Below are 16,246 nucleotides of genomic sequence, written 5' to 3' on the forward strand. Positions count from 1 at the left end.
CTATTCGCAACCAAGGCTCATCGGCCTCGCCCCCTTCTGTGGCCACCTGCTGCTTGCCACCTGTACGGGTGAACAACACTCGATTGCGCAGTCAGCTGGTCTTGCAGAATTCACAGCGACTTGCAGGCGACGCTTTACAGAAGTTTGCGCCCATCTCGCGGCCACCCATAGATGTCAATAGCTTGCACTCGAATTGTAAATCCATTCGCGGCAACCCGTCTTCCCTCGAAGGGCCTTCGTACGCGCCTAGTGCGAAGGACGCTCAAGTCGAGATTTTTAGTTGCTTAACTATATGCCGCTTCACATCTTCCCCCGGGTGAAAAATTCCGGTGCCCAGATTGCCGCTTTCATCTGCGGCGCTATAAAATATTCGACGGTAGTTCTCTCTATTTACAATCCGCACGATGTTCTCAACGGCCTCGTCGACGATCTGAGCAGTCGCTGGCGTTAGCTTTTCATAACCGGGACCTGTTGGAATACCTGCCGCTCTTGCAGGAGTGCGACATTGGTATGGACGAACGATTGCATTCCCACCGCCTAGGCGCACGATATTGCGCTTCATTATCATCGAAAACAAACAACGCATCCCGGTACGCAGTCCGCTCAATCATCCAGCTAAAGTCCCCGTACTTGCCTCCACCCGTGAAGACCACGCCGACAACTTCAACTTTATCGTCGGCTGATCGAGCTCTGCCCGCATCGGCAACAGCGACAAAGCCGAGCAAACAGCACAATGCTTTGGCCCCAACGCACTTCATTGCCTCTCCTCTGCTCATCAGGCAGCCGACTGGCTCCCTTTCTTATTTACTGTTGGTTCGCCAGCTGACTCCGTCGCCAACAGTTTGGCTCTACTTCATACGTTCAGCTGCAGATATCGCGCCGTTTCAGACTCGCCACCAGATTTGCACAGTTCGATTTACCGCCGCCCAGGTCCTGTCTGCCGGTCATGTCATCAATCACCCAACCGGACCCGGACTTCAAAAGCTTGAACCTGATCACGGTGGGTCGCTGGTTCACGAACGACGCAACGGCGACTGCGGAACTCGGGCCGACCTTCTGGGATACGACCTTGAAGTCTTGCAGAGATCCGAAGGTGTCTTGCCCCATGATGAAAATGTTGATTCCGGGACAAGCAATTTCAAACGCGTTCTTCGGCGCGCATCTTTCGCAGTCGGCAAGCAGCTTGCGGGTCGGAGCTGAGTAATTCGCGCCTTCCCCCTGTCTATCGTTTTCGTAAAGCTTCTGAACGTTGTGGGCGGGCGACAGCGGCTGGGTCTGACCTGAACCAGGCGAAATGCACAGACCAAGCAAAAGTCCCAACAGAGCGAACGAAATGCACTTCATCGACATCTCCTGAAGAAACAATTGTGAGGTTGCAATCCGCGATTACATTGTTCCCGACCGGTCGCTGCGATGGGCTGATGACAAATGTGTCATCTGCTTGCGCACCCCTCCCCGAACCAGACCATTCCTCCGAAATGAGCAGGCGTCGGCCATGTTGCGGGGGCGCCGCCAAAAACCAATTGGCCTGTCGGCTTCGAATACCTTGAACAGCCGCTGGTGCTGACGGTCGGAGAATGGAAGCCTGAGATAGAACGCGCTTCTGGAAGGATTGGACGCCTTCTTGGACTCGCCGGCCAGTCTAACGGAAACCGAACCGCTTGTTAGCCGAACCGTGAGCTTCTCGCCCTCTCCGGTTCCAAGGCCAGACTTTCCGACATTAGCCCGATCTCAAGGCCTGAACCTTACCCTCAACACAGCGCAGTCGAATATGCGCTTCGGAAGCATCGACATGTTCGACACTTTGAAGAAGTTCGGGTGCCCTCTCGACGCTGGGCCAAACGAACAATGGCCGCGCTTGAGACCCATTCACGATGCCACTATGGACCATGTCAATGCGACTTCTGCAACGCGAACGGCCAATCCCATCGCGGCTCTCCTCATACCAAACGATTTCCGATGGACCGTGATATGAAATCTGTTCCGACGCTGCTACGGCGTCGCATCGCTTGCGGTCGCCGTGAGCTCCGCCCAACGACAACCCGTGCTTGATGGGAGAACGCCTCAGCGGCACAATTCCGAGATAACCACAACTACGCGCATGCACTTTTCAGTTTGGCAAATCTGGGCGCAAATCCGCTGGTGGGAACAGAAAATTTCTTGCCCGAAGCTTCGCGAAACGTGATCTTCCTTTCAACAAGCATCAGCTTTATTAGCGGATCGACCGCATCGATCGACTTCACCAGCTCGTTAGCTCCTGTCATTTCCGCATTCTTGCTTCTTTCGGACGTCCCGTTGACCTTCAGGACGACCGTTCCGGCGATGGCGTCCACCGAAACGAATTCATGCTCACCCTTGCCGATCGATGTGTCAGCACCGATCCCTAATTGTAACTTCTTACCGATACACGTGATCCTCACGGCGGTATCGACGCCATCGTCACCAGGGATGACATCTATTCCACGCAGGATTAGCTCGCCTCCTACTCTATCCAAGGTCCAGACGAACTTCGACGCCGCAGCCTCGCAATTGGTCACGACGCCAAAAACAAAAACCAAGACCATTGCAGCTCGCGACATTAGCCTCTCCAAAATTGCTGATCAAACGACATTGGCCTGTTCGCCACTTTGGGGATTTCTTAGCAGAGCAAACTACGGCTTGCCACGTGAGCGCTGGCTCATACGCCTCGTACTATACCGCGAAGCTCGCGCGATCGTCCGAACATGTGGCAGAACGACAGGTCTTTCGAGCGTTGGCAGAAACGTCTCGGCGGTAATAATCCAATAAGTCTTTCACTGACAAATTCTGACGGAATACTCGCATTGAGCTAGTCCTTGCGTTCTTTGTTAGTGTCCTTTCTAAGTTGATCAAAGCCAGCCTTGACTTTCTGCGCCTTGTCAACCTGTTCCATCCTATCCATGGTTTTCATCACTCTCGACCCTTCTTCAAATTCCTTCCCGACTTTCAGAACGTCCTTCGCAGATTTGAGTCTAAAACTGAAAATGTCCGTCGCGGTCGCCGAATAAAACGCCGCCCTGAACGCATCCTCATCGCTTTGGCCAGCAGCTTTCATACCGAGGTAGACCGGGCCACCCACTATGTCATTCATTGTATCTATGTAGGTCGATGTTTGGAACGCCTTATCAGCCGCAGCATGGTCGCCTCGCAGGCGACTAACAATTCCCCTTCCTTCATAGTATGCGTTAGTAAAGTCCGCACCTCCTGATGCGTATAAGCCATACGTCACCGGCGGGCCCAAAATCGGAACAAAGATAGCCGCCGTCCCGCAGACACACTTTGCTGCTCCCCATATGGACTTCTGAACAATCGTTACGCCACCAGCTGCAATTTCAAGGGCTTGCCAACCGGGCGAAGGTGGCTCTATGGGCGTCGAAGGAGCTCGCCCATCGCGGTCTATGTACCCGGTCGGATTTCCCCACGCGAAGCTGTAACTTGCCAAATTCTTCTTGGTGTATACACCGCCGTTAATCTTTCCATCCAGATAGTCGTGCAACACCGGATCCGGCCGCAGCCAGATCGCCAGGTTGTTGTCGTAGAAGCGTGCACCGAAGTTCTGTAAGCCGCTCTCATCCTGTTCCTTTGCGTTGAAGCGATACTGCGGGAGTCCCGGATTCGCGCGGCTGTTGACACCATCCTTATTCCCGGCCAACAGCGTCTCACGCTCGTGCAGCATCTCGCCGAAAGCAGCATACTCCTGCTGTCCGTTCAGCCGCGCCGTCTCCGGTGCGCCCGGCTTGCCCACCACGATGTCGGTCACGTTCCGCGTCTGGAGCTGGGCGTGATAGGTGAACATCCGCTCGTCACCGACCCACTTCGACGCGAGGCGTTGCGGCCCGCCAAAATAGTGGATGACCGCCTGCGGCGTCTGACCTTCACGCCGCGCAATCGTTAGCTGCGCATCAGCGTACATCATGTCTGATACGAAGCGTTCGGCTTCGATTTTGCTCTTGCCGTTGACCTTGCGGATACCCTGCTCGGTCACGGCTTTGAAGGCGCGCTGAGCGGTGCTGTCATAGTCGGACACGATCCGATCATAATAGATCAGGCCATTGCCCTTCTTGGCGGAGGGTAGCCGCTCCGATGGAATCTGGACGTTCTGGACACGGAGCGTGTCGTCCACATTCCAGTGGAAATAGCGGTCCGGCCGGCAACCCTTCTTGTCCGACTGTTTGCACAGGCTTGCGTTCATGCGGCCGAAGTCGTCGAAGTCGAAACTGGTTAATACGGTGAGCTTGCGTTCGTCATGGACGGTCCTGACCTTGCCGGGTGCGTGCCGCGGGTCACCGTCCGAGGTATAGGTCGAGGTGACAGTCGCAGTCTTCTTGTCCACCGTTCTAGATTCAAGCGCTGTCTTGGTTGCCCCCTTGATCACCTCGACAGTGCGCGTTTCAGCCTGCCGCAGCAGTGCCATCTCGTGCGTCGGACGGAAGACGATGGTTTCCTCAAAGTCGAGGCTCAGCTTCGTCGCTTTCGCGATTTCCGTCTCGTCGAGCAGATTTGGCTCACCTTCCTTATCAGTTCTTTTCACGTGAACGCTGGTCAGTGACTTCTTCGCGAGGCGAATTCGATTCAATTGGTCGTAGGCGAACGAATTGACCGAGCTGTCGATAAGAAGTCCATGTCGTTTTGCTACCTCTGGGGCTATCGTCTCGTCGCAGCCGATCTCCGGCATCGGCAACGTGCACTGATCAGCAACGAGTGGCCGGTTTGCGTAGGCCAGAACATTACCAGCCGGATCGTACCGGTAATTCAGGTTCTGGAAGTATATCGGCGGCACCTCACCGAGCGGTGAGCCCATACGCGCCATCGACGTCAGCAGCCGGTTCGACGCCTGATCAAAGGTCTGAAGCACTTCGACGCCCGTTGCGTAGTTCATGCTGAGCAGGTTGCCTCGTTCGTCATATATCAGGTCGGATGCTATCGCTACGAACGGCGGTGGCGGTGGAGCCTGCTGAGGCGCTGGAACTTCAGGCGGCAGCGAACGCGCGAGCACTTGACGCAATTGACCGGCGGGCGAATAGCGATACGCTATCTCTTCGCGAATCCTTGCGGCTGCCGGTTCAGGGCGGCCCTTCGCCGCCTTGGCAGGAACGTCAATTTTCAGTGTTCTGGACTTGTGCGGTCCCCAAATATCGTAGGCGTCGGTGATCGTCAGCGTCGGCTTTACGGCAACCGCCTTGAAAGCATCGAGTTTGCTGAACACACGCTCCGTTTTGATCGGTCGTCCGAGCGCATCGAACTCCTTCGTTTCAACACCGACCATGTCTGTCATCCGGAACGGACGCCCCACACGGTTCTTAACGCGGTCATCGTGGCTGGCAGGTTCGCTGCCGGGAGCTTTGCCGTACTCGATCGTGATTTCACGTTCTGCAGCGAGTTGCACTTCGTCCCTTTCGACATTGCCGAACAGTTTGAACGTCGTTCTTCGCGGCAGGTTGGCCAAGTAATCTGTGCGAACCAAACGGCTCAGCCCCGCATCAGATACTTCCTTCGGTTTGGGATCGGCGCAAACGTTCTCGCCGATGTTCTCGAAGTCAGGCTTGGGAAAATCCGTTCGCAAAAGCCCGTTTCGACGGACCCCGCTATAGGTGCAGACGGCATTACCGATGCCGTCCATCACGATCCGCTCGAACCCACGATCGGGGTCATCGACCAGCACCCGCCGCCCCAAAGGGTCGTAGCCGACCCGGATCGCATCAACCTTTTCGCCCGCAGTCCGTCGCGGCAAATTCACCTGCACGAGCTGCCCGAGGGTATCCTGATCATAGCTAGCGACCGAACGGCTATCCGCCAGCTCGAACTTCTGCCCACGATCCGGATTGCAGGTGTACGTCTGCTGCGTGGGAGTCGCCGCGGCGACTGTTTTCACCAGTTTACGATCGGCGGGCAACTTCCCTTGAGGGTTCGCTCCTTCGGCGGCGGTCGTTATGCCCCGGATAGTGGTCGTTTCATAGCTTTCGATCACCGATCGGATCGCACCACGTACGTCGCGTTCGATTGCTGACGGTACGCAGAAGGCGTTTCGCATGTCAGTTCGATGTCGCAGCAGCGGGATTTCCGTGTTGAGCGATGTCTCGATCCGATACTGGAAGTCATAGTGGTTGCCGTCTCGAAGTTCGACCTTGATAGGCCGATCGAGTCCATCGAACGTGACCTTATTTCGAGCGCCCGCGGCAACAACGATCGGCTGTTTCGCGAGATTTTGTTCGGTCTTCACGTCAGTCGCGCCCGCCCCTGAGTCAGGTGCGATCTTCAGCGAAGCCGGGTAGTCATCACTGACCGCACGGTTCAGTCGATCTTTTGCGATCAGGCCGCTCGCAACATAGTTGTGGGTTTCATCGCAACGTGCATCGGAGAATCCGGCGAGGCTGCGCCGACATACTAACGCCTCCTCAATGGTCTGCACCTGCTCGCCAAGTTGGTCGACGAACGACTTTGACAACAGCGACTTGTTGGGGAGATCGCCATACGCCTGGTCGTCGACGAAGCGTTGCACCGTCGCAGACGGTGCCTTGAGCGTCGCGTTTTTCTCTTCGTATGTGTACCTCGCGATTTTTGTGAATATCAAGCCGGTGGTATGACTAGTATTGAGGCCCGAACAGTCGGTGCAGGCCTGTCCGGTCGTAGGCCAACTCACCAGAGCGCGCACCGGGCGTCCGAGTTCATCCAGTGGCACATAGGTGGCGTTGCGGTTGACGTCGATCGCCACCGTAGCCACCCCATGACGGTAATCCACCGCCGACGCGAACGAACGCAGGCTTCCAAGTGTGTGAGTGCTGCCCGACACGCAAATGGTCGTGCCGTTGTGAACCGCCGATGGCGCGCAATGTTCGGTTCGCTCAGCGGTCTCAACCAGCGAGATCAGGGGATCGAAACTGTAGGCCTTGGCAACATAGGTTCTGCCTGAACCGACTGGGCCAAGAAATCTCTCGAGATTGCCGAACTGGTCATATCGGTAGGCGCGCATGACAATGCCCATCCGGGCCGCCTGTTCGAGGCGAAACGCCTGGTCTGGGAAACGGCCATCACTGGCACATGGATTGGTCGAGGTGAGATCTACGAAATGGCACAAAGTCAAGACCATGCCAGTTTGTGGATCGTGCGTGGCGGTTCGACGCCGGAGCAACCGGCTCTTGTTGCCGACTTCGTCCGGCGCTGTGTCGAACGCCGCCGTCACATTTTCGCTGGTCTCCTTTCCGGCGCTATCGCTGACACGGATTTCCTTTACGCGGTTGCGCTGCTCGAGAAGGATCGTCCCGCCGCCGGTCGCACCGTGGGTAAATTGCGGGCGCACGCTGTCGTCGTAGATCATGTCTGAGCAGATTGCACCGCGGGTCTGGGCAGCGCCGGACTTGAGGACTTCCCCGAGGTCGCAGACGCGGGTCGGCCGTGCAAAGCGGTCATGGTTGAACTGGATTGCTGTTCTCAAGCGGCTCGCGGCGGCTGAAGACCTCGCTTCGCTCGTTTCGCGGATTATCTGAACCAGCGCAGGCGTTAGCCGGCGCGGCCGGCTGTCGAATACCGGATCGACCAGGCTAACCTCGTCCGAAGCAAACGTTTTTCTACAACCGATCTGTACGCTGTCGCCGGCTCCGTCACTTGAACTCAGATACACATTCCTGACAAATCCAAGACCGAAAAGTTCTCTGTCGAGATCGAGCGGCTGTTCGTGGCGCAAATGATGACAAACCATCCGCATATCGTTGGAGACGGCCGTATCAATCAGAACGTAATTTTGGCGCAGCGCCCGCTGCGGCGCTGTCGCTTGCGCACCATCCGTAATGTCGAAAACAAGTTCCTGGACTAACAGGCCGGCCTCGTAGATGCTGCCGTTCGCATAGTGGCGTTCCGTCCTCCGCAAGCCTTTTGTCGCAGTGCCCCAGGACGGCCCAGCCGTCTCGATCGGTGTACGTGCTCCCAGCTCGCATCCCTCCACCATATCGACACGCGCATAGCCGACGAACTGCCGCTCGAAACGGTCGTAGCGGCCACCGTCATAAGAGAAGCAGGTGTGACGGCTGTTGTCTGTCACACCGTTCGCACCGACGGCGCTCGGCGCATCATCTTCTCGCACACCGTCGCGTACCGTTACCCTCGCCATCACCCAGCGATTGTATGGGTCCTTGACCGTCCTCGGCGTTCGCGAATAGCTGAATTCGAGGTTCGCCTCTGCCGGCGAAGTGGACGCATTGGACGCGCTCGAGCAGACCATGCTGGCCCAGTCCGTTGGCAACAACGGTCGCCTTCTCCCGCGAGAACTTGAGCTTTACGTCGGCCAAGTCGCGCAGCAGACTTTCGCCGATGATGAAGTCCGCAAGACCGTCGCCGTCGGCATCACGAAAGACGACGCTTTGTCGCGTCAGCGTACCGCTCAGGCCGACATTTGGATTGACGTGAAAACAGATCGCAATGATAAATATACAGCCGGAGTAAGTATAGGAGCCACCTGCAGCCGCACCGTCAGACTCCGATCGGCCGAATGTGCCAAGCTTCATGCCATCCACTTCGCCAAGGCTTACCGGGTGCGCGAAACCCCAGCCAGTATTCAACCGCGCCCTTACTTCCGAGTTTTCCTCAATGTCCAGGATATCGACAAGCCCGTCGCCATTGACGTCGGCCAAGGTTCGGGTTTGATCACCCGTCGCAGCGTTGGCCGCTAGACCGCCTTCGAACGAATTGTCATTCAGTGGATAAGCCCAGCCCAACGCCAAGCCGAGACCGAGATTGCGCGACTGTTCGCCGAACAGGTTCAGGTTCGCGACGGTCAGCGATTTGCTGTCAAAGCCGTTACCGAGGTTCAGCGTAACCTGAAATGAGTCGCACTTTCTTCCGCTTGTAACGTTCGTGCATTTGACGACATCCGGTAGGCCGTCGCCGTTAACGTCGATCACGTCAGTTGTTCGTTCGCCGTCAGCCTTGCTCTTATCGATGTTCAGATTGAGCGTGAAATACGATTCCTGTGTGCGTTGCCCCTTGTCGCCGGAGCCGGTACCGCCGCTGGACGGATTGAAAGCCGCACGTGCCGAAGCCACCGCGATCTCAGCCGACTTCTTTGCCGCTGGAAAGCCGAACGATGTTCCATGAGTCGTGTTGAGCGATGTCTTCACCGGCGACGCCGGATATCTCAACATCTCGATCAGGTTAAGACACGCATGCGTGATGGACCACGGGCTTTCCGGCGCACACCGGTTACCGCCCCGAGCATCGGAGGCAACTACACCGCCGCCGACGATGACATCGGCGAACCCATCACCATTGAGATCGATGACCTCCTGATCGCTGCGGGTGTCGCTTTTGGATTCTGATCCCGTGAAGCCAAAGGCTCCGCCAAAGGCGTGTTTCATGTCCGTGTCGGACCGCCGCACAGGTGCAACGAGCCCAACACCCCGGTTCGGCGTCGACAGGATACGAAGGTTCGATCGATTGCGCGACGCGTTGTAGGCAACAAGCTTCGATCCAAAGTGCAGGTCCTTCTCGCCCAACCTACTCGCCGAAAGAAGATCGCCAGCCGACCAGATCGCCTGATCGCGCCCCATCATACAAAGAACGGGATTGCCGCGGAATGTTCCGGCAGCTGCGACCAGTTTCGCATCGTTGCGGGCCCACGTGCTCTTTGCCTCCAGAGCAGGACCGTTGGTATTAGCGGTCCTCACGACCTCATCCGCCGCGCTCTGCGCGTCATTGGTCGTTTGCGCGACCGTCTGCGCCGGCGGCCAGTGACAGAAGCGCGCCGCGTCCGGCGCTGCGACCGCAGGCGGACCGTCCGCGCCCGATTTGGCGAGCGGCTTGACGTTTTCCGCACGCTCACTTGAGCTTTCGCGTGGCGCCCGGAATTCGGGCACAAGCGCAAAGGCCGGCGCTCGGGCATGTTGTTCACCGTTGGCCCTTGCCTTATCTGTGTTGGAGTAGTCTCGCTCGTATGGGAGATTTCTCACCAAACCGAGCAACTGCGAATAGGCCTCGAGCAACGCGAGCTTATCGGCGTTGTCGATCGGCGGCTCGGCCGGGTTCTTTGGAAAATTGGGGAACGAATCTGGAAGCACCGGGTCTTTGATATCCCATGGTGTGGCTCCGGTCGTTGCGTCCGCCCGATGGCGTATTGCCGGCACTGCGACCAAGCGACTGGTCACGGCTTCGAACGGCAAGCGCCAGCGCAACGCGTCCGCTAGGGAAACGCCGAGCCGATGATCGACCGCAAGCGCTTCCGGCGTAAACATCGTAGATCCCTGTGGATTCAGTTCACCAAGCAGGACTCTCGCTAAGCCGAGCGGACAGATGTGCCGGTCGGTTCTGGTGAACGGCTCATTGGAGTTGGGATTTTCGGACGGAAACGGCTGATCATTGCTGTCCAGAGGCAATGGGGCACAAGGGTTCGTTCCGAACAGCTTGTCGAGCGGTTCGTTCAAGTAAGAAGGCGACAGACCGTTGGCAGCGCCGTCATCGATCGCTGACTCAACGACAATCTGCTCGTCTTCCGCAGCGCAAATGGCAAACCCAGCGTGGCTCGACGGCAGCAGATGGGCCCGCTGCTGCTTGTTGCCCGCCCCGTCCGCGCGCTCCTCCCTAAAGCTGGAAAACGTCTTCGTGCCGGTCACACCACGTGTAAATCGTATATCCTGCGTAACCACCGGTTGCGGTTGGCGATGGTCAAACAGCAATTCGACGCTAGTAGCGGGGACGGGATCCGGGGTCTTTATCAGCGCTCCGGGAGAAAGTGCGCGGGTCCGTGTCTTAAACAATCCGTTGCCGCCACCCGGAGCGTTGGCAGGCAGAGGTTCGAACACGGCAAACCTCTTGATCGGCAGCTCGCGAGATTTTCCATCTTTCCAGGCAAGCACCCGCGTTCGAAGCTTCGCCACCCGGTCCCCGAGCATTGACGGGAGTCTCGACGGATCGATCTGCCCATCGTCAAGCAATGCTTGATCGATTGCCCCCAGCGGAATCGGCCCGATGCCCCTGATCTCGAGCGCAAACCGGCGCTCATATAGTCTCTGGCCAGCCTCGTTCTGGCTTTGGCCCCACGTACATGCCTGGTCGGGCACCGGCACCCCGGCCGGAACGACAAGTCGTGGACGAAACGCTGCACGGCGCGGATTGTCTATCCTTGTCGCCGCCAGACGTACGGGCGAGCTCCCGCTTGTGTGACCTAGCCTGAGGACACTGGACGGGCCGTGCTGGATATGAGGCACAGCAAACAGCCGGCGAAATCCCCGTTGACACTGTTTGTCTGTTTCGTTCGGATCGGTCGTGGGCTCCGACTTCTCGTTATCCCCCAGCGCTGGCCGGTCGCCCAAGGGACCGAGGCATTCGGCATTTGCCAATGCCGGGGCCGGATTCTCTGCGTTCTTCGGCAACGGGGCGAGCTCTGTGTTATAGCTCAGCGCGATTGGAGCATCAGGGAGGATACGAAACCCTGCCGCGTCGATCGGCCAATAACCGAGCGTCGCACCATCAGCTTCGCCAGTGTCCGCCAGAGGCCTGCTGCGGACGAACAGGCAAACCTTTTCGCCGGCCCTGACATCGAACTCGTTGCCATACGACGCACAAGTACCGGCGTTGGCACGCCGGCTCTCGCGCGTACTGCACGCAGGTTTCAGCGCATCGCGGTTGATCCAACCGCTCTTCAGGATCCTGTAACTGCCGGCTTCGGACGACATTTCGGTGAGTCTCGTTCCTGGTCCCGCTTGGGCGAGGTGTTCGAGATTCAGCACACCGCCGCGAAGCGGAAACGGAGCAGCCGCACCGGCAACGGTCACACTCCGACCAATCCGCGTTGCATCGGCGTCGCAGGCTCTGATGCGGTTGGCACCCGCGTTCCGTTCTTCGTCGGTGCTGCCCGTGAAGGCTACACCGTCAAGATGTGTCGCCTTGCGCGTTGCGAGGATTTCAATCGGAACAACCACGTACTCAAGGTATGCTGCGCCTATCGTCGCCGGCTTTTCAATCGTCCCGGAAAATTCCATCGCGCCCGTCATCGGCGCCAGCGTTCCCTGGTTGAGTTGCGCCATCGGCGCAAGATCGCCTGCAGCTCCGCCGGATGAGTCCGTAAGTACGTAGCGTAGTACGCTTCGACCATGTGGGTCGCAAAACGCTTGCCGTTCGCCCTCCAGGCAAAGCGGATCGACCGCACGCAAGTGAGCGAGGATCAATGCATCGGGCGAATCGGATTGACCAGGGCCCATAATCTTTCTTGTTGCAACCGGTCCCGCGCCAACCTGCAGAACCTGCTCTTCCGCGGAAAGGTACTGGATCCGCGGCGCCCAATTGACGGCATCGTCGTCGCCGTTGTCGATCGCATGAACCCGGAAATACAGCACGTCGCCCTTGTCGACCTGGACGAGCAACTTTTGATCAAGTCCGCTGGCCGCAAGAAACCCAATTACACCGTCGAGATCGGCTGCACCGGCCGCACATTCGGTATTTTCCGGATCGAAACGAGGCGGCACGATTCTAGTTTCGACACGTGCGTGGCCGTCGTCGGGACTACCGTCCTGATCCTTGGCTTTGGTAACATTCACCGGAACGATCGTGTCGAGTTCAAGCCCTGCTCGCTCGGTCCCCGTGCCGGCCACGACAGTAATCGGAAGCCGGAGAGGAGGAACTGACCGCATTTGTCCCGAAAACGAGAGCCTCACTCCGTCACCGTCGCCCATAGGTGCGGAACTCAAGTTACCGACGACAAGGCCGTTTGCGTCCTTGCCGTGCGCCGCATTCCAAGAAGAAATCGCTGCTTTGATCGCAGCCGAGAGCGCATCTCGTGAAATCGCATTCGGCCCGAACGACCGGATTCGAATTGAGCTAGCCCATTCGGTCGGTATCTCGGCGCCAAGCGCCTCGCGTCCCGATACAGAAATGCGATAGTCAAGAGTAGTGCCTGCAAAGTTGCTTGGTACAAGCCTTGTGCCGAGTATTGACCAACTCCCGGGGCCGGCGGGCTCTGGTGGCGACAAGCGGTCGAGAACCTTCGGACCGAGATGCCCGGCAGCACAACTCTTTACCTCCTGCCCGCGAGAACGCTCGACGGCTACGATGACGCCGTCGCGATGAGGCGCAGGCACCAATCTGTCGGCAAGCGGAGCCCTTTCTGGATTCATTGTTGATCCGGCGACGCCCCATACCTCATCGGCATCATCGTGCGTTGCAACGCTCGCGGCTTCTCCGGTTACGCGCACCAGACCGGAGAACGGGGCCTTCCAGGTACGTACCAGGTCGTAGCGTGGATGTTTCTCTGAGGTCGGGAATGACCCCGGACCGGGCATTTCAATCGGCCTTAGGATCGGCGTTGCCGCAGCCTGATCGCCCGTACCATTGAGGATGAAAGGCGTGTTGCCACCAAACTGGTATTTGGCCACCGAATTCGTGGTGTTGTAGAACACGCCGCCCGGGGTGACGACGTCGGCCCTGCCATCCCCGTCCATGTCCGCAAGTTGAACCGTCTGTACGGCGTGCGAGCGCCCATCGAGGCCGCCGGCAATCGCACCAAAAATGTGGCCTTCGCCGCCGAAATTGGTCGTCTCCATGACCGGTTCGTGCTGGAAGCGGAAACCAGGCGCCAAAGCCATAGATGTGCGGTCACCAAACGAGAGGTGGCCGCTCGGATTGATTTGCCCCGCATAGGCGTACCACGCGCCGTCTTCGAGGATGAGGCTATCGAGGATACCGTCGCCGTTGACGTCGAGGAGCAGTGTCGACTCCCGATGCGAGGTTCGCCGCGACCAGGTAAACTTCGCTCCACCGCTCAGACCCTTCAGCGCAATGGGGCCTGCTCCGACATAGATGCCGGAGTTGAAACTCTCGGTCTCGACGGCCCCCATCTTCGAAGCGACGAATGGCCCCTCGTTGTCACCAAGGCCGGCAATCGGTTTTACGATATCTCGGATCGAATCAATGAGCGTTCCGTGATCGGTTGAGGCGGTCGGGAATTTGGCTTCCACATTCTTGTGGAATGCTTTGCCCCTCAGATCGCGGTAGTCGAAACGCATCTCATGGCTCGACGCGCGAACCTGAGACTCGTCCAACGGATTTGCGTCCTTACATTCCTGCGTACCGAGGCCCGCCGGGAATATCGCATCCTCGGCGGCAAGCCGGTCTGTCACGTCGATCACGGCGCGCTTGGTGATCGACATCAGCCACTGCCGTGCCTGCGCGGCCCCGTTATAGAGCGGATCACCCTTTCTGCTGAAGGCATATGACAGGAACGGTGTCGAGCACTGCCATTCCGTCCGATGTAGTGGAACGGGTTGGCGACTGTCCTTCGTCCCCGCAGGATACAAAGCCCGGGACGGCACCCTGTGCCTGAATCTGATCTCGACCCTTTTAACCAGACGCCTCGGCACGATAAGTCCGCCGGACCTGGCATCGGATCGCAGCGGCAACTGATCAATTTCCGCGTCAGACGACCAATAGACATTCAACTCGTAGAGGCCCTGCTTGCGCAGACATCCCTCAGCCGATGGGCGCTCACGGCAACGCAGCGTCGTTTCCTCGAGATCCTGATGCCCCGTATAGATCACGCGCTTCAGATACAGGTCGCGATCCGCCAGCATGTCGATTGAAGCGCCGGGCGTGTTTGGCAGACAATTTTGATTGTTCACGATAAGGCACGTCGCTACCCAATCGTAGTCAACGATGTTGCCAAAAGCGTCCTTCTCGCGCGTCAACCCCCACTTCGAGATCGCCCTGCCCGCGGCTGCGAGGCCGACCTTGGGGCCGAGGTCCAGATGGGCTCGCACGACTCCCTGCATCAAATCCTGCCTGAGGTCGACGTCGTCGATCGCGCCGGCAATCCGTCCCGGCGCGCGACCAAAATACATTACCCTCGCCACGTCGCCCGCCGGGTTCTCCTGCCACGCCTCCCACCAATAGTGGGACGGTCCATCGCCGTGACGAACGAACCGCCAGAGACCCTCGTCACGCCTCAACACAAAATGGGATTTTCCTGTCTTGCGCGGCCTGAGATGCGTTGTGCGATGCGGCTGCGGAACGAGATTGAGGCCGGCCGCACGGCGATCCAGCGCATCGTGCTCGCGCGACGGAATGCCTTCGCCGACGACAGCCGAACCAGCCTGCGCGTCAACGAACGCATCGCCCGCCTCCGGGACCATCTGCTCGCCATTAAACAGGTAGGTTTCAGTTTCGTGCCGGACATCGTAGATCGGAACGCCCCAGCGGGTCTCAACGGTGATCGTCGGAACGGTCAGACTCCAGCCATTGGCGATATTGCCAGATCCCGATTGAGCACTGTAGTCGATCGAAATTCGCGGCTGCAGCGTCTCGCGCACGCCAGGCAGATCGAGTGGGTAGTTCAATCGCAGATCACCGCTGCTATTGACCTGCGGCTGGGCCAGCCTCGGAACACCCCGCAGGGGATCTGCACGGCGAAAGGCCTTCAATCTGTCTGTGGAAACCGCGCTCGGCGCCTTCTCCGGGCGCTCGCCCGGCCTGAGCACGCCGGCGATGAAACGACCCGATTGTTCCGACAAGGTCGTAACGGTCGTCTTATTGTCCCGGTCCAGATACGCATCGATCGGCGTCATGGCGTCGGCCAGCTTGGCACCAGCCTCCTTGAACAGGCGCACATCACTTTCGCCGAAGCCATCTGGCAGCAATGATGTATCGTAGGGTACGCCGATCCTCACTGGCGCATTGGACAATAGCCTGAATGCAGCGCACCCTACTGTCAGGTTCAGTATGCGCGCATCAATGCTTGATTTCTGCTCACAGGCCACGAGCACATCGATCGCAGCATCGACGGACGCCACGTGAGCACCGCTTGAGCGGGCGACCGAAAGCCCGAAGAGAGCGATCGCCTTCTCGCCTGGATGTATCTTGGCAAACTGGGAGCGAATGCCCAGTCCGATGGCAGATTCCGATGTTGATGTTGGCTGTGCCGGCGCCTGCTTCGTGGCAAACGCCCCAGCCGGCTCCAAACCGATGAGCACAGCGCAAAGGAGAACCAAAGACTCCTTAAGAAGTCCCAGTATCCGCTGAGAATTCAACCTAGTCAGCGAGCGACGCACAAATGGACACTCCACACACCGTTGGGCGTGCGGATTAAAATTCTCTCTAGTCATTTTTCCTGCCCCCAGGAAATAATAACTCATGCTTACACAACGAACGTCACGAATAAAGGGGGTAGGTGTATTTTTTTACAACCGCCACTCGTGGTTGTAGCCGGCGGCTCAGGTGGCATAGATTTCTGCTAGTGCAGCGTTCCAATTAGACG

General features: G+C 58.2%; 5 protein-coding genes. All 5 read right to left on the bottom strand.

Annotated features, from left to right (window positions below):
• Positions 1–262: 262 nt before the first annotated feature.
• A complete protein-coding gene (locus ABIA45_RS19355) occupies positions 263–562 on the bottom strand; it encodes a hypothetical protein (RefSeq protein ID WP_404653229.1) in 300 nt (99 codons plus the stop codon).
• A 299-nt stretch (positions 563–861) separates the two neighbouring features.
• The gene (locus tag ABIA45_RS19360) at positions 862–1,344 is read right to left on the bottom strand and encodes a hypothetical protein (protein ID WP_404653230.1); all 483 of its coding nucleotides are present in this window, start codon (positions 1,342–1,344) and stop codon (positions 862–864) included.
• Between the two features lie 749 nt (positions 1,345–2,093).
• Positions 2,094–2,579 (bottom strand): hypothetical protein, encoded by a 486-nt coding sequence (locus ABIA45_RS19365; protein ID WP_404653231.1) that lies wholly within the window; start codon positions 2,577–2,579, stop codon positions 2,094–2,096.
• Between the two features lie 248 nt (positions 2,580–2,827).
• Positions 2,828–8,122, bottom strand: a complete 5,295-nt coding sequence (locus ABIA45_RS19370) for an RHS repeat-associated core domain-containing protein (protein WP_404653232.1) — start codon at positions 8,120–8,122, stop codon at positions 2,828–2,830.
• Positions 8,082–15,962 carry a SpvB/TcaC N-terminal domain-containing protein gene (locus tag ABIA45_RS19375; RefSeq protein WP_404653233.1) on the bottom strand — a complete coding sequence of 2,627 codons (7,881 nt, stop codon included), beginning with the start codon at positions 15,960–15,962 and terminating at the stop codon, positions 8,082–8,084. The genes ABIA45_RS19370 and ABIA45_RS19375 overlap by 41 nt, the downstream gene beginning before the upstream one ends.
• Positions 15,963–16,246 lie beyond the last annotated feature (284 nt).

It is taken from the genome of Bradyrhizobium sp. USDA 336, from assembly GCF_044908355.1.
Lineage (GTDB): Bacteria > Pseudomonadota > Alphaproteobacteria > Rhizobiales > Xanthobacteraceae > Bradyrhizobium > Bradyrhizobium yuanmingense.

Coding starts and splice junctions, on each gene's coding strand:
- ABIA45_RS19365 (WP_404653231.1), bottom strand. CDS start 2,579: ATGTCGCGAGCTGCAATGGTCTTGGTTTTTGTTTTTGGCGTCGTGACC.
- ABIA45_RS19355 (WP_404653229.1), bottom strand. CDS start 562: ATGAAGCGCAATATCGTGCGCCTAGGCGGTGGGAATGCAATCGTTCGT.
- ABIA45_RS19370 (WP_404653232.1), bottom strand. CDS start 8,122: ATGGCGAGGGTAACGGTACGCGACGGTGTGCGAGAAGATGATGCGCCG.
- ABIA45_RS19360 (WP_404653230.1), bottom strand. CDS start 1,344: ATGAAGTGCATTTCGTTCGCTCTGTTGGGACTTTTGCTTGGTCTGTGC.